Raw genomic sequence first — 19,562 nt, forward strand, 5'->3', positions numbered from 1 at the left:
TCCGGGCTGGGTCGAGGGAGGGACAGTCATGAGACATCAGCTTCTTGCCGGCGTTTGCGGGCTGGCCTTGTTGCTGGGGCCCGCCGCGAGCGTGCTCGCGCAGACCCAGACGCCCGCCGCGCAACAGCCGCCGGCGGTGGAAAAGCCGGCCACCGATCAGGATGCGGGAACCAACGCCGCCGACGCCGCTGACGACGACAAACAGGCGCCGGTGCCGTTCGAAGGCGGCCACCTCACCATCACGCAGCCGGAGCAGGACGGCGAGAAGGTGCTTGCTTATGACGGTAAGCAGCTGGCCAGCAATTACGATGTCTTCTTCGACAAAATTGTGGAAGTTGGCGGCGTCAAGGTGGCCCTGTTCGATGTTGGCGATGGCGGCAATCAATGCGGCCCGGCGACGGTGATCGTCTGGAAGCCGGAAGGCGGCGCCATCCAGAGCACCAAGGTCGAGCAGGACGATTGCGGAGCGCCGCCCGCGGGAGTGTCCGACAGCGCCATCTATTTCGTGCCCTATCTCCTGCCGGGGGACCAGAAGCCGGCCCTGCAGTGGTCGCCGACGGATGGGCTGACGATTTCGGGCAATCTCACCTACATGCCGGAACCCGGCACCGACTGGAAAGACATCGATCCGGAAAAGTACCAGAACATCATCGACGCCTTCCACAATGAGGCTGTGTACAAGGAAGCCGAAAAGCTGCTCGGCAAGGACATGCCCGACATGGCGATCAGCCTGCTGGTCGGCGGCGGCACGGAAAAGATCGCGTCCGGCGCCTTCTTCGCCAGCGGCTGCGTGCCGCACGATTGTGGCGGCAATGACGGCTTCATGGCCGTCGACCCGGCCAAGCACCAGCTCTATTTCGCCCGCCGCGGCGACAATGGCCAACCGAACGCCTGGCCGGCGCTGGCGACATGGCCGGCCGATGTGAAGGAAGCGCTGGACAAGGCGCTGGGGTCGGCGAACTAGCCAGGGCATTTCCGGCGAAAGGGCCGCGCTTCCAGGGCTCTGCCCCTTTTTCACGCAGGACCGCGTCAACGGCGATATTCGCCGGGACAATGGAACCAGATCGGCCGCGCGGCGTCATAGAAGCAGTTTCGCTCGGCAGTGCCTGGAGTAACATCGATGGTCAGGCTCGTTCTTCTGGCGCTTGTTCTGTTCGCCCTCTCAACTGGCGCCACAGAGGCGGCAAAGCTGGACGCAGCCGCCGTCAACAACGCCCAATTCACCGACGCCGCAACGAAGGGCGTCGACGCGACCGTGTTGAAGGCACAGGTCCTTTTGGATCGGGCGCGCTTCTCGCCTGGCCTGATTGACGGCCGCCAGGCGGAGAACTTCACCAAGGCGGTCCGGGCATTCCAGGCGGCCAACGCTCTGCCCGCCGATGGCAGGCTCAACCGGGAGACCTGGGACAAGCTGGTCGCAACCTCACCAGACGAGGTTCTTGTGAATTACGAGTTGACGCGCAAGGACGTGCGTGGACCGTTTGCCAAGCGCATTCCGGCCAGTATGGAAAGAATGGCTCGCCTGCGCAGGCTCGGCTACCGCGGTTCGCTGGAACGGATCGCGGAGCACTTCCACATCAGCGAACAATTGCTGCGAAGGCTCAATCCGGGCATCAGCTTCAGGAAGGCGGGCGCAAAGGTGCTGGTGCCGGCTATCGACCGAGGCGATCCGCCCCCAGCCGCTGTCAGCGTCGAGGTCGACAAGGCCGCGCGCCAGGTGCGCGTTCTCGACGATTCCGGCAAAGTGGTTTCGGTCTACCCCGCCTCGATTGGAAGCGAAGAGAAGCCGGCGCCGAGCGGCGAGGCACAAGTCACACGCGTGGTCCACAATCCCACCTATCACTACGATCCCCGCTTCGCCTTCAAGGGGGTGAAAACCAAACGGCCCTTCACCATCGCTGCCGGACCCAACAATCCTGTCGGATCGATCTGGATCGATCTGTCCATTGAAAGTTACGGAATTCACGGCACGCCCGAACCAGGCAAGATCGGGAAGACCTTTTCGCATGGTTGCATCAGACTGACCAATTGGGATGCCGAAGACCTCGCCCTTGAGGTGCACAAAGGCACAAAGGTTGTCTTCACCGGAGAAACGGCTGAATCAGCCGCGGGCCAACCCGGCTGACGCATCGCGGGAAAGAGAGCCGGCCCGTCGAGGCCACGGATTCTGCAGCGCCGATCCATCCGTATTGGCCCATGGCAGGATCGGTTTTTCCCCGCAAAGTAGCTGCGACAATGCGAGGCTCCCCCATGCGCAAGCTCATCTCAACCGGCTCGCCGTTCGAAAAGACCGCCGGCTATTCACGTGCCGTGGTGCAGGGCGACTGGTGCTTCGTGTCCGGGACGACCGGCTACGATTACGCCACCATGACGATGCCGGACAGTGTCGAGGCGCAGACGCGCAATTGCCTGGCGACGATCGGCAAGGCGTTGCAGGACGGCGGCTTCGAGATGTCCGACGTGGTGCGCGCGCACTACTACATCACCGACCAGGCCTTCGTGGATGTCGTCTTCCCGATCCTTGGCGAGACATTCGGCGACATCAGGCCCGCGGCGACGATGATCGTCTGCGAGCTCAACAAGCCGGAAATGAAGATCGAGATCGAGGTGACGGCGCTGCGGCGTACGGTGTGAGGAGACTTCCGCCATGAAGGTCCGGCGTATCGTGGCCAATATCGAAACGCCGGACGCGGCGGCGGCGAACCGTTTCTACCACGACGTGCTTGGCCTCGACATCCTGATGGATCAGGGCTGGATCGTAACCTACGGTTCCGAGGACACGATGCAGCTGCAGGTCAGCTTCATGGCGCAAGGCGGATCCGGTACGCCGGTGCCGGATCTGTCGATCGAGGTCGACGATGTCGATGCGGCATTCAAAGCCATGAAGGACGCCGGCTTCGCCGTCGAATACGGGCCCGCCGACGAACCGTGGGGCGTGCGGCGCTTCTATGTGCGCGATCCGCTGGGCCGGCTGGTCAACATTCTCTCGCACCGGTGAGCGCATCTTCCGCGGGCCAGGTAACTTGGACATGCCGGCGGCACAGCGCTCCCCCTCTGCCCCGCCGAGCAGAGGCAGGCGTGAAGGAATCGCGGCGATAGGTTCTTCGTCCTCCCCTTGCGCTCCAACCGCTTGGCGTTTAGCAAGGCCGCGTCGCACAGCGCCGCGCGCCTCTTTGGCGCGCAAAGGACGCTGTGCAAACCGAACGCATTCTTTCTGGGACAACTCACCATGGCAACGAAGCATCTTTTCCTGCTCCCCGGCGACGGCATCGGCCCCGAGGCGATGGCCGAGGTCAAGAAGCTGATCGCGGCCATGAACGCAAAGCTCGGCAGTGGCTTCGTCACCGACGAGGGCCTGGTCGGCGGCTGCGCCTACGATGCGCACGGTGCGGCGATTTCCGATGCGGACATGGAAAAGGCTATGACGGCGGACGCGGTGCTGTTCGGCGCCGTCGGCGGGCCGAAATGGGATGCCGTGCCTTACGAGGTGCGCCCCGAGGCCGGCCTGCTGCGCCTGCGCAAGGACATGGAGCTGTTCGCCAATCTCAGGCCCGCCATCTGCTATCCGGCGCTGGCCGCATCGTCCTCGCTGAAGCAGGAAGTCGTCGAAGGCCTCGACATCCTCATCGTGCGTGAGCTGACCGGCGGCGTCTATTTCGGCGAGCCCAAGCAGATCATCGATCTCGGCAACGGCCAGAAGCGCGGCATCGACACGCAGGTCTACGACACGTTCGAGATCGAGCGCATTTCAGGTGTCGCTTTCGAGCTCGCGCGGACGCGCAAGAACCATGTGACGTCTATGGAAAAGCGCAACGTCATGAAGTCGGGCGTGCTGTGGAACGAGGTCGTCACCCAGACCCACAAGGCACGCTATTCCGACGTCAAGCTCGACCATATGCTGGCCGACGCCGGCGGCATGCAGCTGGTGCGCTGGCCAAAACAATTCGACGTCATCGTCACCGACAATCTGTTCGGCGACATGCTGTCCGACATCGCCGCCATGCTGACCGGCTCGATCGGCATGCTGCCGTCGGCCTCGCTCGGCGCGCCTGATGCCAAGACCAAGAAGCGCAAGGCGCTGTACGAGCCGGTGCACGGCTCGGCACCCGACATTGCCGGCAAGGGCATCGCCAACCCGATCGCCATGATCGCTTCCTTCGCCATGTGCCTGCGCTATTCCTTCGGCATGGTCGATGAAGCCGACAAGCTCGAAGCCTCAATCGCCGCCGTGCTCGACCAGGGCCTGCGCACCAAGGATATTTTCTCCCCCGGCATGACCGAGGTTGGTACGGTCGAAATGGGCGACGCGATCATCGCCAAGTTCCTGGGATAATCAGCGGATCTCGCCGGCAAGCTGCTGCAGCAGACCGACGAGCTGCGTCTCGTCCACCGGCTCGAAAAACGCTGAGTCGGCGGCCTCGACGGCGACCATCGCTTGCTGGGCGGCGGCCGCCCCGGCGGCTGTGACGCGGATCACCTTGGCCCGGGAGTCCCGGGGATCCGCTTCGCGTACGATCAGGCCCTTGGCCTCCAGCCGGGCGACGACGTCCGAGGTCATCTTCACCTCGGTGCCGGCCTGGGCGGCGAGTTGCACCTGGTTGGGCGGTTCGCCATTGCGGCCAAGCCACATCGCCGAGGCGAGCAGCACGAACTGGACATGCGTCAGGTCGAGCGGCGCCAGCGCCGCTGTCATGACGCGCTGCCAGCGCATGGTGGTTCGCCAGAGCAGCAAGCCGGGGCTCTCCGATGCCCCGCCCTTGAAGCGCGTGTGGAGTTCAGCCATGGTTCGCCAACGCCTCCGCCTGCTCGAACAACTTGGCCATCGACACGTCGAAATCGCCACTGATCTGGGGCCCGAGTTCCGGGCCGACCTCTTCGGCCGAAGGGCCTGAGATATCGAGCCGGTGCGTCACCTGCGTGCCGCCTTCGACAGGCACCAGAGTGTGCCGGAACAGCAGCTTGGTGTCGCCGAACGAAGTTTCATCGGCATAGGTCACGTTTTCGACGAGATCGACGATCGTCGATTCGAACGTGTCCTGACCGACCGGCGTCACCGAGACGCGGGTGCCCTTGGCGAATGGCCCATGCAGCACGAAGGTATCGGAGCCTTCATAAGTCAGGCGGCCTTCATGCAAGGCCTTGAGCGCGTTCCAGATGGCTTGCGCAGGAAGGGGGGAAGTCGCGGTGTATTCATTGGTCCACATCGTTTTGCTCCATTCAACGATTTAATCTGCGCATAGATTATCCGCGCGCGGATTAAATTGCAAGCGGAATCTTCATCTGCCACGAAGATCGGCTGAACCGTCGTTTTTTGGAGTGACTTTTCTCGGGACCTGGCTCCTAAACTCTGACTCCCGCCGGCACCGGTCCCCACTGGTTTTCACGCGCCTGGGTCGGGATCAGCGCGAAGACCAGGATGATCAGGCTGCCGATGCTGGGGACCAGGATCACCAGATAGAGCCAGCCCGACAAGCCGATATCGTGCAGCCGGCGCACGGTCATGCCGAGGCTGGGCAGGAGCGTCGCCAGGAGGAAAGTGCCGCAGAGGCCGACCGTCACCGCCGCCGAGACATCTGTGTCGAAATTGCCCATTTCGATATCGGTGAAGATGCCGATGCCGCCGACGATCAGCAGGCAGACCACCCAGAAAAGGCAATAGCCCCAATATTCCTTGCGGCGGGCGCGGCCGGCGAAGTTGAAGTAGTTCTGCGTCAGTCCACGCCAGAAATAGCCCCAGAGATCACTGGGTTCGGCGGTTGCGCTCTCGCTGGATCGGCCGAAATGCCGCGCCTGCCCGCGCGCCGTGGATGCGGTGCCGGCTTGGGCCGGTGCCGCACTTATGCCGGCGCCAACCGTCGAGTTCACGGCCGGGCTCGGGTTGGGTTGGCCAGCGATCGAAAAGACGTCGCGCGCCTGGCCGCCGCCCGGCTGGAACTCGACCGTCGTCCCGTTAGGCATGGCGGTTTGCCGGCGCAGGTTCTCGCGGGTGAAAGTGTAGCTGTTGCCGTCGGCTCCGGTGATGAAGCCGAAGCCCTGGTCTTCGTCATAGTGAAGCACTTCGCCGCGCATCCGCCCGCCCCTTATAGCCCGTTCCCGGCCAAGATGTGGCACAGGCCCAAGCCCATGGGCAAGCCGCCCATAGCTACCGTCTTCGCGGCGAATGAAGCATAAGACACCGAGTGCAACCGTTTTGGCCAAAGCAGACCATGACAGTGGAATATTCCAATGCCAGCGTGTTGACCGAGGATGGCGAGGTGACGGTGCCGCCCGGGCGGGTCACCTTGGCCATCTGCCACCGGGCTGATGCTCTGGCCGCCCGGCAAGGGCCTGGCTGGCATTCCACGGGTAGGGAGCTTTCTCGTGAACGCGGCTCTGGCGGATCCGGTTGGATGCGAAACCCGAGGCGCCGGGCCAGAGCACCGGGGCGGAGCCAGGCCTCGTGCTGATCAGCCATCACATCCTGACCCAACAACACCGATCCGCGGTATCGGCTACCACCAGCAAGCTTGCCTTTCTTTGGCACGATCTCATCCCGACACTGCGTCCGGACCTGGTCGGTGCGGGCATCGGCGAGACTCGATACGGCTCTTATCTCGAACACTTCGTGCGCATCGGCGTTCTGCGCTTCCGCCGAGGTTGGCGCGACGTTGAGCGATCACATGCGCAAGGCCGGCGTCGCCGCGCCCGTGGTGTACCGGTTTCCGATGCCCTCCATCCTCCACGAGACCGCTTCGCGCATGGGCGCGACCTCCCGCATAGAGACCGGCGAACCGTTTGTACTCTATTGTTCCACCATCCAAGTACGCAAGAACCACATCCTCTTGGGCGCACTGGCGGCAGGCGCTGGACGAAGGCGTCAAGCTGTCGAAGCTTGTCTGCGCTGGGCGCTGGGGCTGGATGATCGAGCCGCTGCGCGCCTATCTCAAGGCTTATCCGAAGCTATCCGAATCGGTCACGTTCACCGGCCTGGTCAGCGACGAGGAGCTAATCCAGTATTATCGAAGCGCCTCTTTCGGCGTCTTTCCCTCGCATATTGAGGGGTGGGGCTACGGCGCCTCGGAATGTCTCGATTTCGGCATTCCGGTAATCGTCTCGACCGCGCCGTCGCTGATCGAGGCGAGCGGCGGCATGATGCCGGCGATCGACCCCAATGACCAGGCCGGCTGGTACGCAGCGATCCGCAAAATGGCGGAAGACCACGCCTGGCGATCCTCGCTGGCGGATCGCATCGCCCAAAACCACCGCCCGACGCCGGCATCGGCAAGCTGGGCCGCGATCAAGGCCGGCCTGAAGGAGAGCGCGGCCGGCCGTCTCTAGACTTTACGAAGGCCGCTTCTTCGTCTTCTTGTTTTTTGGCGGACCGGCGTTGTCGAATTTCGGCTTGCCCGGCTTCTTCGCCCACGGCTTTGCCTCATGCGTGGTGGCCGGACGCTGGTCGGCTGAAGCCGGTGCACGCTTCTCGAATTTGCGCTTCGGCGCGTTCGGGTCGAATGGCGCCTTGCCGCGATGCGGTTTCTTGTCCGGGCTCGGCGGCTGATAGCCGGCCCGCGACAGGTCCGGCGTGCCGTCCAGCCGCTTGACCACGATGTTCCCCTGCAATTTGCGGTCAGGCCCGATCGCGGCGAGAAAGCGCTCCGCCCAGTCGGCGGCGATCTGCACGAACGTCTCTTCCGGCTGCATCTTAATGGCGCCGATCTCGCGCTTGCTGATGCTGCCGGCGCGGCACAGCATCGGGATCAGCCAGCGCGGCTCGGCATTCTGGCGGCGACCAACCGACAACGAGAACCAGACGCTGGCGCCGAAATCGTCGCGGCGGCTGGGCGCCTCGTCGCGATGGGCGAATTTTTCGCCCGCCGCTCTTTCACGCGATGGTGTGAAAGGCGCGACGTCCATGAGATCCTCGGGCGCCGAGCGGCTGGCGCGGCACTGGCGCACGAAAGCGGCCGCCACCTGTTCGGCGCCATGACGGCTAAGAAGCGCATCGATGAACTCGCGCTCGTCATCCTTCAGCGGTTCGTCGAAAGCCGGGTCGGCAAGAATGCGCTCGTCGTCGCGCCGTATCACGTCGTCGGCCGAGGGCGGGCTCGCCCATGTCGCCGTCAGCTTGGCGCTTTGCAGCAGCCGCTCGGTACGCCTGCGGGCGCTGTTGGGCACGATCAGCGCGCTGACGCCCTTGCGCCCGGCACGTCCCGTGCGGCCGCTGCGGTGCAGCAGCGTTTCGGGATTGGTCGGCAGGTCGGCGTGGATCACCAGCTCGAGATTGGGCAAGTCGATGCCCCGCGCCGCGACGTCGGTGGCGATGCAGACTTTCGCACGGCCGTCGCGCATCGCCTGCAGCGCATGGCTGCGTTCGTTCTGGCTGAGTTCGCCCGAAAGCGCGACGACGGAAAAATTGCGGTTGTTGAAGCGTGCCGTCAGATGATTGACGGCGGCGCGCGTGTTGCAGAACACCAGCGCGTTCTTGGCCTCATAGAAGCGAAGCACGTTGATGATGGCGTTCTCGCGGTCGGCGTGGGCGACATTCAGCGCCCGATATTCGATGTCGAGATGCTGCTTTTCCTCGCCGGCGGCCGAGATGCGTACGGCATCGCGCTGATAGCCCTGGGCGAGCGTGGCGATGGAGCGCGGCACGGTGGCCGAGAACATCAGCGTCCGGCGCTCGGCCGGTGCGGCATCGAGGATGAATTCGAGGTCCTCGCGAAAGCCGAGATCGAGCATCTCGTCGGCCTCGTCGAGAACCACGGCCTTGAGCGTCGACATGTCGAGCGAATGGCGCGTGATGTGGTCGCGTAGCCGGCCTGGCGTGCCGACGACGATGTGGGCGCCGCGCTCCAGCGCGCGCCGCTCGGTGCGCATGTCCATGCCGCCGACGCAGGACGCCACCGTGGCGCCGGTCGGCTCATAGAGCCATTCGAGTTCGCGCGTCACCTGCAGCGCCAGTTCGCGCGTCGGCGCCACCGCCAATGCCAGCGGCGCCGCTGCCGGGCCGAAACGTTCCGCGCCGTCGAGCAGCGTCGGCGCCATGGCAAGGCCGAAGGCGACGGTCTTCCCCGAGCCGGTCTGCGCAGACACCAGCGCATCGGCCTGGCCGAGCTCCAGCACCGCCTTCTGCACCGGTGTCAGGTCGGAATAACCACGTTTTTCCAGCGCCTGTGCCAGCGCGGGAACAATACCATCGAAGTTGGACATCTCGTTCTTTCGGAATTCAGGGGTTCTGCGCTCATCATGGAGCACATGCCGGGGGGCTGGCGGCGCCAGCCAGACAATCTTGGCCGTTCGTACTTCCTGCCGCCCTTCTTGTACAGGGTGCCATGAAGGCTATGCGTGGTGTCGCCAATTGACTCCTGCCGCAAACCGCGTAAAAGCCCGCTTCGAACGGGATCGTTTTTCGATGCGCGGCCTTTTGATGGCTCTTCTTGCATTCGATGCCCCCAGCCTCAATGCGAACCATTGGGCCGGGCGCGTCGCCGCGTCGTCTCGTTCCGGCAAAACCCCATTCTTGGCCAAGAAAACCACCAAAACCACCACCAAAACGGTGTGATTCCCTTGGCCTAACCACCCTCTCCCGGGTCCGGCCTGGGGGACGGAACCCGCACTTGGCCGGCGGGTTTTCTCCAAAAACCAAGCGGAGAGGGACAGGAGATCTCAGATGAGTTTCAAGGTTGCGATAGTCGGCGCCACGGGCAATGTGGGCCGGGAAATGCTCAACATTTTGGAAGAGCGCGGCTTTCCAGTGAGCGAAGTCGTGGCGCTCGCCTCGCGGCGCAGCATGGGCACGGAAGTGTCGTTCGGCGACCGCACGCTGAAGGTCAGGCCGCTCGATCAGTATGATTTTTCCGACACGGACATCTGCATCATGTCGGCCGGCGGCAATGTCTCCAAGGAATGGTCGCCGAAGATCGGCAAACAGGGCTGCGTCGTCATCGATAATTCGTCGGCCTTCCGCTACGACCAGGACGTGCCGCTGATCGTGCCCGAGGTTAACCCGGACGCGATCTCGCTGTTCACACGCAAGAACATCATCGCCAACCCGAATTGCTCGACGGCGCAGCTCGTCGTGGCGCTGAAGCCGCTGCATGATTTCGCCACCATCAAGCGCGTCGTCGTCGCCACCTACCAATCGGTGTCGGGCGCCGGCAAGGAAGGCATGGACGAGCTGTTCACACAGACCCGTGCGGTGTTCGTCGCCGACAGCGTCGACGTCAAGAAATTCACCAAGCGCATCGCCTTCAACGTCATCCCGCATATCGACGTCTTCCTCGATGACGGTTTTACCAAGGAAGAATGGAAGATGGTCGCCGAGACCAAGAAGATGCTCGATCCCAAGATCAAGCTGACGGCGACCTGCGTGCGCGTGCCGGTGTTCATCGGCCATTCGGAAGCGGTCAACATCGAGTTCGAGAAGCCGATCACCGCCGATGAGGCGCGCGACATCCTGCGCGATGCCCCCGGCTGCCAGGTCTTGGATAAGCGCGAGGATGGCGGCTACATCACGCCGCTGGAATCGGCCGGCGAGGACGCCACCTTCATCTCGCGTATCCGCGAGGATTCGACCATCGACAACGGCCTGTCGATGTGGATCGTCTCCGACAATCTGCGCAAGGGCGCGGCGCTGAACGCCGTGCAGATCGCCGAGCTCCTGGTCGAGCGCGGCCTTATCCAGCCGAAGAAGAAGGCGGCCTGACGTAGGTTTGTTTTAGCTCACGGGCCGTATCGCCGCTGCCGCGGCGGGCCCTCCGCGAGGGCGGCGGCCTGACGTAGGTTTGTTTTAGCTCACGGGCCGTATCGCCGCTGCCGCGGCGGGCCCTCCGCGAGGGCGCCGGACGACCGGCGGCCCGCGGTCGCCGGGCTCGGCCTTCGGCCGTCATCTCTCTTCTCCCCGTCACTATACGGGGAGAAGGTGCCGGCAGGCGGATGAGGGGCAGCGCCGACCTATGAGCGATCGCACCAAAATCACTCTGCGCCCGGCCATCGATTCGGATGCCGCCGCCATCGCGACCATGATGCGTGCGTCGCTCAACGCTTTCGACTGGATGCCAGTGCTGCACACGCCGGAGGAAGACCTTTTCTTCATCCGCGACGTCATGCTGCCATGGCAGCAGGTGACAGTCGCCGAGGCTGGCGAAGAGATTATCGGCTTCATCGCCGTGAACGGCGATTGGGTGGAACAGCTCTATCTCGATCCGACCTGGACAGGACAAGGCGTCGGCAGCCGGCTGCTGACGGACGCCACTGCCGCCCTGCCGGTCGTGAACCTCCATTGCTTCCAATCCAACACCGGCGCCCGGCGTTTTTACGAGCGCCATGGGTTCCGTGCGGAAGCATCCGGCGACGGCACGGCTAACGAGGAAGGCCCGCCTGATATTTTGTATGTCCGCCGGCGTTGATTTCAGCCACCGCTGTCCGTAGCCAGCTGGCGCAGCAACCCCATCGCCTCCTCCGCCCGCCCAGCCGGCACAAACAGATGGTCGTGGTAAAAACCCGAGACCGGATTGACGCCCATGCCGGCGGCGGCCAGTCGCGCGGTGATGGCGGCGAGAAAGCCGACGGCTTCCAGCGATGAGTGGATGTCCAGCGTGATCATCCGGCAGCGGAACGAAACGGTGAGTCCGGCTTTCCTTGCCGCCGCCTCGGTCACGATCAGTGTCGTGCCCTCGCGCTCGCCAAACACCATGACCGGCTCCAGGCCTTCCGGATGGGGAGCCCCAGGCGCCAGCGTGGCGAAGACATGAATGCCGTCGAGCAAGTCCGGCGTCATCGATGCCAGCAATGTCTTCAGGTCGGTCTCGCCGGTCATTCTTCGTCTCTCTTGTTGCAACGGATCGCCCGCTCCTCAATAGCCGCCATGGGCGAATGCCGATAGCCGGGCCCGCGTCGCGGGGCGCACCGGCGCCAAAATAAATCCGGCCCGTGTAGGATTGCCGGCCCATGCCGCGTCCTTGGCTTGACCCCTGCAAAGGGCTCAAACCAACCGGAGGGAACACCAATGAGCATTTCCGAAACCGCGCCCGTTTCGTCCGGCGCCCTGTGGACCGGCCGCGTGTTGAGCGGCGTCATCATCCTGTTCATGATGTTCGACGGCGCCATCAAGCTGCCGCCGCTCGATATCGTCACCCAGGCGATGGTGCCGCTGGGCTGGCCGGCAGATCCGAATGTCGCGCGCATGCTCGGCGTCATCGGCCTGGTCTCGACCGCGCTCTACGCGCTGCCGAGCACCTCCGTGCTCGGCGCCATCCTGCTCACCGCCTATATGGGCGGCGCCATCGCCACCAATGCGCGCATCGGCAATCCGCTGTTCTCGCACACGCTGTTCGGCGTCTATCTCGGCATCATCCTGTGGGGCGGCCTCTATCTGCGCGACCCCAGGGTGCGCGCGCTGATCCCGTTCAGCCGATAGCCAAGAACAACGTCGCTTCATCTTCACGCCAGCGGGTGGCAACTCCGATGATGCGATTTGTCTGAGCGAGCGGCGTCGCGATCTTCGTTTTCCTCGGGATCAAATTAGCCGTCTGAGAGTTAAGCACTTGGCGGCGAGACGGCGATCCGCGTGAGAGGAACGACAAATGAAGAAAATCCTGGCCATTCTGGTGCTGACGACGGCACTGGGTGCATGTTCGCAAACGGAAAAAGGGGCTGCCGTGGGCGGCCTAGGTGGTGCTGCGGTTGGCGCGGCCGTGGCCGGAGATCCGGTGCAGGGCGCTGTTGTCGGCGGTGCGGTGGGCGCCGTGGCTGGCGCGCTGATCGGCCATGCCAGCGAAAGCGGCCAATGCCGGTACCGCGATCGCCATGGTCGGGTCTATGTCGATCGCTGCCCAAGCGGTTATTGATCGGCCGCATTTCAGACATGAACAGCAAAACGGCGGGCTTGACCCGCCGTTTTCGATCGATGAATTGGCTGCGCTCGCTTGAGACAGCCGCGGGCAGCGCTACAGCAGCTCCCGGATCTATCGCCAGGCGACCGCCCCAGATCCGCATCAGCGCGGTCATTGCCGCCATGCGCATGCGAGCTTGAGCGCGGTGTGGTTTCGCCAGGCAGGAGAATGCGATGGCCGGCGCCTGGGCCCGAAACCAGGCGCGTGGCCTTTCCGGCATCTTGCCGACGTCGGACAATCGAGCGGGCAAATCCCAGGGATGGCCACAGCGCATCGTCGCCGCCCGCGACCAGCATGACCGTCGCCGAAATGTCCTCGACCGGAATGGCGGCCTTGCCGGCCTCCTCCTTGAAAGCGGTCAGGCAGTGTTCGAAAAGCCCGCGGTAGGACACAAGGCCGTCGACGCAGCTTGCTTTCCAATTTGGGTCGGTTGGAACAAACGGGAACGGCAGTCCCTTGAGCGTCCACGACGACCGCTCGGGCCAGCTGACGCCGTCGGCGCCCGGCCCGATATTTCCCCAGACCACCGATGTCGGGCTGATCGCGACAACGGCGTCGATGCGCGGGTCATGCGCCGCAACGAGCAAGGCCGCCTCGGCGCCTTTGGACGTGCCGACATAGACGATACGCCGGCATCCCAAACCGACAAGACGGTCGGTCGCGGCGAAAAAAATCTCCAAGGGATTTCGCAAATGCCTGGGATCTGGCGTTGGCCGCCAAACCACCGGAGGGCAAGGGCAGAGACGCCCACATCGGCAAACAGCCTGGCGCGCCCGACGTCGACGCGGCCGCTCGATCCGCTCAGCACCACGACACCTGCCGTGGCCTCGGGGCATCGCAACAGGGTTCCGGCGACGACGCCGGACAGGCTCTCCTCCGCGACTGCCCGTTGGTCCATCCGATCCTCAGCCGGAAATCAGAAGCTTTCCAATGAAACAGCAAAGGGCAGGTGAGTGGCAAATGCAAACAGCAAAACGGCGGGCACAGGCCCGCCGTTCTGTTCCCGCAAGGAATAGGAAGCGATTACTCGGCGGTAGCGGCTTCCGCTTCGGCCGGTGCGGCAGCGGCCGAGGCGACGGCGGCAGCGGCGTCTTCCTGGGCCTTCTTCAGCAGGGCGGCGCGTTCCTGCGCCTTCTTGCCGGGCTCGGCCTTCTTCGGGTTGGAGCGGGCCTCGCGCTTGGCAAGGCCGGCCTCATCGAGGAAGCGCAGCACGCGGTCGGTCGGCTGGGCGCCGTGCGACAGCCAATGCTTGACGCGGTCGGCATCGACCTTGATGCGCTCGCCGTCCTTCGGCAGCAGCGGGTTCCACGAGCCGAGCGACTCGATGAACCGGCCGTCGCGAGGCGAACGGGCATCGGCGACGACGACGTGGTAGTAAGGACGCTTCTTCGAGCCCGCACGGGCCAGTCTGATCTTCAGTGCCATTTCTTTTCTCCTAAAAGCTCTGATTTCGTTTGATAAGTCAGGGTTTCTTCAACCCGTTTTCGTCACGCCGTTGGCAGCGGCGATCTGTTCGTGGTGCCGGATCACTTCGCGGACGACGAAGTTGAGGAATTTCTCCGCGAAATCCGGGTCGAGATGCGCGTCATGCGCCAGCTGGCGCAGGCGGGCGATCTGCTGCTGCTCGCGCGCCGGGTCGGCCGGCGGCAGGCCATGCTCGGCCTTGAGCACGCCAACCGCCTTGGTGCAGCGGAAGCGCTCGGCCAGCATGTGGATGAGGGCCGCGTCGATGTTGTCGATCGAGGCGCGGTAGCCGGCCAGGATGGTGCGGGCGTCGGCCATGTCCTTTTCTTCGTTCATAGCGTCCTCACTTCTTCTTGCCGAGACCGGGCAGGCCGCCACCGCCGCCAAGGCCGGGAAGCTTCATGCCGCCGGGCAAGCCGCCGCCGGGTAGGCCGGGCAAGCCGCCGCCGGGAAGACCGCCGGGCAAGCCCTTCATGCCGCCGAGGCCGGCGGCCTGCGCCTGCTTCTGCAAGGCTTCGAGCTGCTTGGGGTCCATCTTCGACAGATCGGGCATGCCGCCGCCCATCATGCCGCCCATGCCACCACCGGGCATCATGCCGCCGAGGCCCATCTTGGAGGCAAGGCCTCCCATCATGCCGCGCATCAGGCCGCCGCCTTTGCCCTTGCCGCCCATCGCCTTCATCATGTCGGCCATGCCGCGATGCATCTTCAAGAGCTTGTTGATTTCGGCGGCATCGGTGCCGGAGCCGGCGGCGATGCGCTTCTTGCGCGAGTGCTTGAGGATATCCGGATTGGCGCGCTCGGCCTTGGTCATCGAGGAGATAATGGCGAGCTGGCGGCCGAACATCTTGTCGTCCAGGCCGGCGGCGGCCATCTGGTCCTTCATCTTGCCCATGCCGGGCATCATGCCCATGATGCCGCCCATGCCGCCCATCTTCGACATCTGCTGAAGCTGCTGGGCGAGGTCGTTCAGGTCGAACTTGCCCGACTGCATCTTCTTGGCCATCGCCGCCGCCTGCTCGGCGTCGATGTTTTCGGCGGCTTTTTCGACCAGGCTGACGATGTCGCCCATGCCCAGGATGCGGTCGGCGATGCGCTTGGGGTGGAATTCCTCCAGCCCGTCCATCTTTTCGGCGGTGCCGATCAGCTTGATCGGCTTGCCGGTGACGGCGCGCATCGACAGCGCGGCACCGCCACGGCCGTCGCCGTCCATGCGGGTCAGCACAAGGCCGGTGATGCCGACTCGCTCGTCGAAGCTTTTCGCCAGGTTGACGGCGTCCTGACCGGTCAGCGAATCGGCGACCAGCAGGATTTCGTGCGGGCCCGACACCTTCTTGATGTCGGCCATCTCGACCATCAGCGGCTCGTCGATGTGGGTGCGGCCGGCTGTATCGAGGATGACGACGTCATGTCCGCCGAGCTTGGCCGCCTGCACGGCGCGCTTGGCGATATCGACCGGGTTCTGGCCTGCGATAACAGGCAGCGTCGCCACCTTGACCTGCTCGCCGAGCTGGCGCAGCTGCTCCTGCGCTGCCGGACGCCGCGTGTCGAGCGAGGCCATCAGGACCTTTTTGTTCTGACGCTCGGTCAGCCGCTTGGCGATCTTGGCCGAAGTGGTGGTCTTGCCGGAGCCCTGCAGGCCGACCATCATGATGACGACCGGGGCAGGCGCGTTGAGGTCGATGGCGACACCCTCGGCGCCGAGCATGTCGACCAGCTGGTCATGGACGATTTTGACGACCATCTGTCCCGGCTTGATCGACTTCAGCACCGCGGCGCCGACGGCCTTCTCGCGCACCTTGTCGGTGAAGGACCGCACCACTTCCAACGCCACGTCGGCCTCGAGCAGCGCACGGCGCACCTCGCGCAGCGCTGCCGAGACATCCGCCTCCGACAACGCGCCGCGACCGGTCAGGCCGTTCAGGATGGAGCCAAGACGCTCCTGCAGCGATTCAAACATTCGTTTTCCTTTTCCCAGGCACCCGGATGGTGCCCGAGAGGTAATGAGTTCGCGCCCAGTCTCCTAGCAAAAGCCAGTCTCCTAGCAAAAGCCACTCCAAGCAAAAGCCCAAAACCAAAAAGCACCCGGGGGCGCACAGCGCTGCCGGGTGTTGGCCTCCAGGATCTGTTTACAGCACTCGGCCTCAAAGAGGTTTCGGCGTCCTGGTCGGCTTGCTCGGAGGAATACTCGTCGCGGAATTCGTGGGCTGTAGACAGGAAATCGGCGAGAGAGTCAAGGCAAAGCCGGTGTCGCGCTGTTTCCAGGGCCGCGATCAGGCCGCATCCACGGCGTTTGGAACCTCAGCCGTGACCTTGAGTGGCGACCGCGGATGCAGCAGCAAGACAATCGTCAGCAGGCTGCAGGCAATGCCGATGAGGGCAATGAGGATGGCATCCGATATCATCCAGCCCGGTCCTTCGAGCGGCTTTGCAGTGAACAAGGCGAAGGAATTGTAGCTCTGCTGATGCGAGATCAGCAGGAAGCCGGTCAAATTGTTGCCGAGATGGGCGCCAAGTGCGGCGCCGAGATTGCCGGTGGCGTAGACCACGAGGGTCAGAAGCAGCGCGAAGGCAGCGATCGAGACCAGCACGCTGGCGTTCATGGCGGCCGTCGAACCGCCGCTCCAGTGCAGCGAGGTGAACAGCAGGCCGGGCAGCAGCGCCCAGACGAACGGGCTTCTGAACCGATTGGCCAAGCCGCGCGGCAAGTAGCCGCGGAACAGCACCTCCTCCGACGAGGTCTGCAGCAGGGTGAGTGCGGCGATCGGGATCGCGAACAGCAGCCAGGATGGCAGGCTGATCATGTTGCGCGCGATGCCGGACTGCAGCAGATAGAGCAGGATTTCGGACAAGGACGAGGTGATCAGCACCGCGATCAGCCCCTTGAGGAAGTCCAGTCGCGCTACGCGGCGGCCGGCGCCAAGCAGCGCCGACAGCGGCTCGCCATGCACCCAGCGCATGACGATCCACAGGCCGATCCAGATCCCGGCGAAAGAGGCGAGCGCACAGAGGATGCCGACGGGCGAGGCGAGAAAACCCTCCATGTCGTGTGGCGAAGCCGCCGCCCCACGCCAGGCGAAGTAAACACGGGTGCCACCGAACAGCACGGCCGCGGTGGTGGCGCCCCAGAACAGGACGACCATCAGCGTTCCCAGCAACAGGCGCGGCAAAGTCGTCCTGGCGTTCGGCGTGTTGCGATAGCGCTCGAAGGCAGTGTCGTCTATCGTCACGCTTGTCCTCGATCCCAATCCACCGCTGCTTGATCTGGCTGATGGTTTCGGGAACCGGGCGCGATGTCAGCAGAATACGCAAACCCGGATTGGCACGGAACACAGCGTCGGCCAGCCTACCGCGGTCGCCTATCAGGTTTCGCCGGCGGCCGCTTCGGCGACCGCCGGCATCGCATCAACGCACGACGTACATGATGCGCCGTGTCTGCGGATCGATCAGCGCCCGCTGGCCGTTCACATAGACATAGCGGTAGTTGTAATCAGGAATTTCGCGCAGCTCGACCGTATCGGGCAGGGTCGCGCCGGTGACCACCTCGCCGTCGAGATAGACGGGGTCGAGGCGGTGGGTGTCGACGTAGGTCCGTACCGCGGCCGGCGGCGCTGGAAAGTCGCCAACCACCGGATCGCTGGAAATGATCGCACCGGTATAGTCGGTCGAATAGTTGCCGATGTCGGCCGGCGGCGTGACCACGGCAACGGCGGAGCGGCGCTGCGTCAGCACGACGCGGCTGCCGCCGAAATCGGCCGTGACGTAGTCGGAATAGACCCAGCCCTGGCCACCCGCTTCGGCGATGGTGCACCATTTGCTATTTTCGATGCAGCCGTTGAGCGTCGCCGACTGGCCTGCGGCGAGCACGCCGATCACTGGATACTGCGGACCAGGGCCGGCGCGCACGTTGAGATCGGTGACTGCCGAGACTGCGGTATCGGCCAGCGCCGCGCCGGACATTGCGGTCAGCATCCCCGCTATTGCGGGAAACAATAAGGATTTCATGGGTTCTCTCCGTTTCAAAGTCCCTCGGCGGTGACAACGGGGCAGCAGCGCATGCGTTCCGGCTAAAATGCGCGAGCCAACTCACGATTTGTTCCGCCGTCCACCGGCAAGCCGGTCAGAAGATCGTGTACGAACGCCAGTTTCCGCGCCGTCGCGTCCGAAATGACGAAGGGGTAGAGGTCGGGGAGGCCCATGCAGCGGTTGATCGAATTGGAAGCTTCCGACAGCACCAGCCAGCGGGCAAGGATCTTGTCGAAGGGCTCGGGCGTGTTGGCGGGCTCCGAGGGTGCTGCCCGCGGCTCGCCCCCGGTATCGCCCCGCGGCAGTTCGTTCGCCTCCACCGTCTCCAGCCGGCCGAGCGGAAAGTTCAGCGCATGCACCATTTCCAGCGTGTCGGTGATGTGCAGGTGGTGGGCCCAGGTCTCGGCCCAGTCCTCCCACGGATGCGAGGTGGCGTAGGCCGAGATGTGGTCTTGCTGCCAATCGGGCGCCGCGCCATTGGCGTAATAAGCTTTCAGCGCCTGTTCGTAGTCGGCACGCTCGTCGCCGAACAAGGCGCGGAACGCTTCCAGCCTTCGCGGATCGTCGCGGATCAGGCGGTCCCAGTAATAGTGGCCTAGCTCGTGGCGGAAATGGCCGAGCAGCGTGCGATAATTCTCACCCATCTGGACGCGACGTTTTTCGCGCTCGGCTGAATCGGCTTCGGCGACATTCAGCGTGATCAGGCCGTTGTCGTGACCAGTGAGAATCCGTTCGCCGCCCGGGCCGCCGCCAATCGGATCGGCGAGGAAGTCGAAGGCCAGCCCGATCTCGTCCGTCGGGCTCTGCTTGGGCGCCACCGGCAGGCCGAAGGCGAGCAGCGAATAGATGGCGCGCTTCTTCGCCGCCTCGACGCGAATCCAGCGGCGGCGATTGCCGTCGACCGAGAGATCCGGGATCAGCTGGTTCAGCACGCAGGCACGGCAGAAGACCTGTTCCGGCTCGGCCATCCAGTTGCAGGCGCATTCGTCGGCATTGGTGCACTGGATCGCGCCGTCGACGCCTGACAAGACAAAGCGCGCGTCCTCGGGATCATAGAGCACGAGACTGCTGCAGTTCAGGCACTGGGCATTCTCGAAATAGAGACGGTGGCCGCAATGCGGGCAGTCGAAAAGTTTCATTTCGATCTCAATTCATCAGAAGGGATGCATGGCGGCCCGTGCCCAAACGCGAACCACCGGC

22 protein-coding genes and 1 pseudogene are annotated in these 19,562 nt (G+C 64.2%); 11 read left to right on the forward strand and 12 right to left on the reverse strand.

What is annotated here, in order from left to right:
* Positions 1–28 precede the first annotated feature (28 nt).
* The 5 genes from AC3CB8_RS03380 (at position 29) to leuB (ending at position 4,333) form a co-directional block, all read left to right on the forward strand.
* The gene (locus AC3CB8_RS03380; RefSeq protein ID WP_352563928.1) at positions 29–964 is read left to right on the forward strand and encodes an Ivy family c-type lysozyme inhibitor; all 936 of its coding nucleotides are present in this window, start codon (positions 29–31) and stop codon (positions 962–964) included.
* A gap of 156 nt (positions 965–1,120) precedes the next feature.
* Positions 1,121–2,125, forward strand: a complete 1,005-nt coding sequence (locus tag AC3CB8_RS03385) for a L,D-transpeptidase family protein (protein WP_352563927.1) — start codon at positions 1,121–1,123, stop codon at positions 2,123–2,125.
* A gap of 125 nt (positions 2,126–2,250) precedes the next feature.
* The gene (locus AC3CB8_RS03390; RefSeq protein ID WP_023782119.1) at positions 2,251–2,634 is read left to right on the forward strand and encodes a RidA family protein; all 384 of its coding nucleotides are present in this window, start codon (positions 2,251–2,253) and stop codon (positions 2,632–2,634) included.
* A 13-nt stretch (positions 2,635–2,647) separates the two neighbouring features.
* Entirely contained in the window at positions 2,648–2,998 is a 351-nt protein-coding gene (locus AC3CB8_RS03395; protein WP_023782118.1) for a VOC family protein, read from the forward strand.
* 231 nt (positions 2,999–3,229) lie between these two features.
* A complete protein-coding gene (leuB, locus tag AC3CB8_RS03400) occupies positions 3,230–4,333 on the forward strand; it encodes a 3-isopropylmalate dehydrogenase (protein WP_023793595.1) in 1,104 nt (367 codons plus the stop codon).
* Here leuB and AC3CB8_RS03405 read toward each other — a convergent pair whose 3' ends face one another.
* The 3 genes from AC3CB8_RS03405 to AC3CB8_RS03415 form a co-directional block, all read right to left on the reverse strand.
* A complete protein-coding gene (locus AC3CB8_RS03405; protein WP_352563926.1) occupies positions 4,334–4,783 on the reverse strand; it encodes a MarR family winged helix-turn-helix transcriptional regulator in 450 nt (149 codons plus the stop codon).
* Entirely contained in the window at positions 4,776–5,204 is a 429-nt protein-coding gene (locus tag AC3CB8_RS03410) for an SRPBCC family protein (RefSeq protein ID WP_023774484.1), read from the reverse strand. Before AC3CB8_RS03410 ends, AC3CB8_RS03405 begins: the two co-directional genes overlap by 8 nt.
* 136 nt (positions 5,205–5,340) lie before the next feature.
* The gene (locus AC3CB8_RS03415) at positions 5,341–6,069 is read right to left on the reverse strand and encodes a DUF805 domain-containing protein (protein ID WP_023774483.1); all 729 of its coding nucleotides are present in this window, start codon (positions 6,067–6,069) and stop codon (positions 5,341–5,343) included.
* Between the two features lie 705 nt (positions 6,070–6,774).
* Between AC3CB8_RS03415 and AC3CB8_RS03420 the strand changes: the two genes are divergently transcribed.
* Positions 6,775–7,317, forward strand: coding sequence for a glycosyltransferase (locus tag AC3CB8_RS03420; RefSeq protein WP_352563925.1), 543 nt, complete (start codon positions 6,775–6,777; stop codon positions 7,315–7,317).
* Positions 7,318–7,320: 3 nt separating this feature from the next.
* Here the strand turns inward: AC3CB8_RS03420 and AC3CB8_RS03425 are convergent, their stop codons facing one another.
* Positions 7,321–9,189: a DEAD/DEAH box helicase gene (locus tag AC3CB8_RS03425; RefSeq protein WP_352563924.1), complete on the reverse strand. Its 1,869-nt coding sequence runs from the start codon at positions 9,187–9,189 to the stop codon at positions 7,321–7,323.
* 148 nt (positions 9,190–9,337) lie between these two features.
* Here AC3CB8_RS03425 and AC3CB8_RS03430 point away from each other — a divergent pair, with 148 nt between their 5' ends.
* The 3 genes from AC3CB8_RS03430 (at position 9,338) to AC3CB8_RS03440 (ending at position 11,387) form a co-directional block, all read left to right on the forward strand.
* Positions 9,338–9,541, forward strand: coding sequence for a hypothetical protein (locus tag AC3CB8_RS03430; RefSeq protein WP_031240383.1), 204 nt, complete (start codon positions 9,338–9,340; stop codon positions 9,539–9,541).
* Between the two features lie 108 nt (positions 9,542–9,649).
* Positions 9,650–10,684, forward strand: a complete 1,035-nt coding sequence (locus AC3CB8_RS03435) for an aspartate-semialdehyde dehydrogenase (protein WP_023774477.1) — start codon at positions 9,650–9,652, stop codon at positions 10,682–10,684.
* Between the two features lie 250 nt (positions 10,685–10,934).
* Positions 10,935–11,387: a GNAT family N-acetyltransferase gene (locus tag AC3CB8_RS03440; protein WP_352595883.1), complete on the forward strand. Its 453-nt coding sequence runs from the start codon at positions 10,935–10,937 to the stop codon at positions 11,385–11,387.
* A 2-nt stretch (positions 11,388–11,389) separates the two neighbouring features.
* On the opposite strand, the gene AC3CB8_RS03445 is transcribed toward AC3CB8_RS03440, so the two are convergent.
* Positions 11,390–11,797, reverse strand: coding sequence for an ACT domain-containing protein (locus AC3CB8_RS03445; protein WP_352563921.1), 408 nt, complete (start codon positions 11,795–11,797; stop codon positions 11,390–11,392).
* A gap of 189 nt (positions 11,798–11,986) precedes the next feature.
* On the opposite strand from AC3CB8_RS03445, the gene AC3CB8_RS03450 reads away from it, so the two are divergent.
* Together AC3CB8_RS03450 and AC3CB8_RS03455 are read left to right on the forward strand one after the other, a co-directional pair.
* Positions 11,987–12,397, forward strand: a complete 411-nt coding sequence (locus tag AC3CB8_RS03450; RefSeq protein ID WP_352563920.1) for a DoxX family protein — start codon at positions 11,987–11,989, stop codon at positions 12,395–12,397.
* Positions 12,398–12,563: 166 nt separating this feature from the next.
* Positions 12,564–12,827 carry a YMGG-like glycine zipper-containing protein gene (locus AC3CB8_RS03455; RefSeq protein ID WP_023774473.1) on the forward strand — a complete coding sequence of 88 codons (264 nt, stop codon included), beginning with the start codon at positions 12,564–12,566 and terminating at the stop codon, positions 12,825–12,827.
* A gap of 131 nt (positions 12,828–12,958) precedes the next feature.
* On the opposite strand, the pseudogene AC3CB8_RS03460 reads toward AC3CB8_RS03455, so the two are convergent.
* From AC3CB8_RS03460 to AC3CB8_RS03490, 7 genes and pseudogenes are all read right to left on the reverse strand, one after another.
* Positions 12,959–13,770, reverse strand: a pseudogene (locus AC3CB8_RS03460) (acyl-CoA thioester hydrolase/BAAT C-terminal domain-containing protein); the annotation flags it as partial.
* Between the two features lie 125 nt (positions 13,771–13,895).
* Positions 13,896–14,297: a 30S ribosomal protein S16 gene (gene rpsP / locus AC3CB8_RS03465; protein ID WP_023774471.1), complete on the reverse strand. Its 402-nt coding sequence runs from the start codon at positions 14,295–14,297 to the stop codon at positions 13,896–13,898.
* A 48-nt stretch (positions 14,298–14,345) separates the two neighbouring features.
* Positions 14,346–14,672 carry a chorismate mutase gene (locus AC3CB8_RS03470; RefSeq protein WP_015314959.1) on the reverse strand — a complete coding sequence of 109 codons (327 nt, stop codon included), beginning with the start codon at positions 14,670–14,672 and terminating at the stop codon, positions 14,346–14,348.
* A gap of 7 nt (positions 14,673–14,679) precedes the next feature.
* Positions 14,680–16,296, reverse strand: coding sequence for a signal recognition particle protein (ffh, locus tag AC3CB8_RS03475; protein WP_352563919.1), 1,617 nt, complete (start codon positions 16,294–16,296; stop codon positions 14,680–14,682).
* Positions 16,297–16,609: 313 nt separating this feature from the next.
* The gene (locus tag AC3CB8_RS03480) at positions 16,610–17,566 is read right to left on the reverse strand and encodes a CPBP family intramembrane glutamic endopeptidase (protein WP_352563918.1); all 957 of its coding nucleotides are present in this window, start codon (positions 17,564–17,566) and stop codon (positions 16,610–16,612) included.
* Between the two features lie 175 nt (positions 17,567–17,741).
* Entirely contained in the window at positions 17,742–18,341 is a 600-nt protein-coding gene (locus AC3CB8_RS03485; protein ID WP_023782104.1) for a DUF1236 domain-containing protein, read from the reverse strand.
* Positions 18,342–18,403: 62 nt separating this feature from the next.
* A complete protein-coding gene (locus AC3CB8_RS03490; protein ID WP_023774467.1) occupies positions 18,404–19,501 on the reverse strand; it encodes a zinc-binding metallopeptidase family protein in 1,098 nt (365 codons plus the stop codon).
* Positions 19,502–19,562 lie beyond the last annotated feature (61 nt).

The sequence above is a fragment of the Mesorhizobium sp. P160927 genome (assembly GCF_057766385.1).

What these genes read in the sequence shown, in the direction of transcription:
- rpsP (WP_023774471.1), bottom strand. Translation starts at nt 14,297, where the DNA reads ATGGCACTGAAGATCAGACTGGCCCGTGCGGGCTCGAAGAAGCGTCCT.
- AC3CB8_RS03490 (WP_023774467.1), bottom strand. Translation starts at nt 19,501, where the DNA reads ATGAAACTTTTCGACTGCCCGCATTGCGGCCACCGTCTCTATTTCGAG.
- AC3CB8_RS03450 (WP_352563920.1), top strand. Translation starts at nt 11,987, where the DNA reads ATGAGCATTTCCGAAACCGCGCCCGTTTCGTCCGGCGCCCTGTGGACC.
- AC3CB8_RS03385 (WP_352563927.1), top strand. Translation starts at nt 1,121, where the DNA reads ATGGTCAGGCTCGTTCTTCTGGCGCTTGTTCTGTTCGCCCTCTCAACT.
- AC3CB8_RS03395 (WP_023782118.1), top strand. Translation starts at nt 2,648, where the DNA reads ATGAAGGTCCGGCGTATCGTGGCCAATATCGAAACGCCGGACGCGGCG.
- AC3CB8_RS03455 (WP_023774473.1), top strand. Translation starts at nt 12,564, where the DNA reads ATGAAGAAAATCCTGGCCATTCTGGTGCTGACGACGGCACTGGGTGCA.
- AC3CB8_RS03405 (WP_352563926.1), bottom strand. Translation starts at nt 4,783, where the DNA reads ATGGCTGAACTCCACACGCGCTTCAAGGGCGGGGCATCGGAGAGCCCC.
- leuB (WP_023793595.1), top strand. Translation starts at nt 3,230, where the DNA reads ATGGCAACGAAGCATCTTTTCCTGCTCCCCGGCGACGGCATCGGCCCC.
- AC3CB8_RS03410 (WP_023774484.1), bottom strand. Translation starts at nt 5,204, where the DNA reads ATGTGGACCAATGAATACACCGCGACTTCCCCCCTTCCTGCGCAAGCC.
- AC3CB8_RS03485 (WP_023782104.1), bottom strand. Translation starts at nt 18,341, where the DNA reads ATGAAATCCTTATTGTTTCCCGCAATAGCGGGGATGCTGACCGCAATG.
- AC3CB8_RS03440 (WP_352595883.1), top strand. Translation starts at nt 10,935, where the DNA reads ATGAGCGATCGCACCAAAATCACTCTGCGCCCGGCCATCGATTCGGAT.
- ffh (WP_352563919.1), bottom strand. Translation starts at nt 16,296, where the DNA reads ATGTTTGAATCGCTGCAGGAGCGTCTTGGCTCCATCCTGAACGGCCTG.
- AC3CB8_RS03390 (WP_023782119.1), top strand. Translation starts at nt 2,251, where the DNA reads ATGCGCAAGCTCATCTCAACCGGCTCGCCGTTCGAAAAGACCGCCGGC.
- AC3CB8_RS03445 (WP_352563921.1), bottom strand. Translation starts at nt 11,797, where the DNA reads ATGACCGGCGAGACCGACCTGAAGACATTGCTGGCATCGATGACGCCG.
- AC3CB8_RS03470 (WP_015314959.1), bottom strand. Translation starts at nt 14,672, where the DNA reads ATGAACGAAGAAAAGGACATGGCCGACGCCCGCACCATCCTGGCCGGC.
- AC3CB8_RS03380 (WP_352563928.1), top strand. Translation starts at nt 29, where the DNA reads ATGAGACATCAGCTTCTTGCCGGCGTTTGCGGGCTGGCCTTGTTGCTG.
- AC3CB8_RS03415 (WP_023774483.1), bottom strand. Translation starts at nt 6,069, where the DNA reads ATGCGCGGCGAAGTGCTTCACTATGACGAAGACCAGGGCTTCGGCTTC.
- AC3CB8_RS03435 (WP_023774477.1), top strand. Translation starts at nt 9,650, where the DNA reads ATGAGTTTCAAGGTTGCGATAGTCGGCGCCACGGGCAATGTGGGCCGG.
- AC3CB8_RS03425 (WP_352563924.1), bottom strand. Translation starts at nt 9,189, where the DNA reads ATGTCCAACTTCGATGGTATTGTTCCCGCGCTGGCACAGGCGCTGGAA.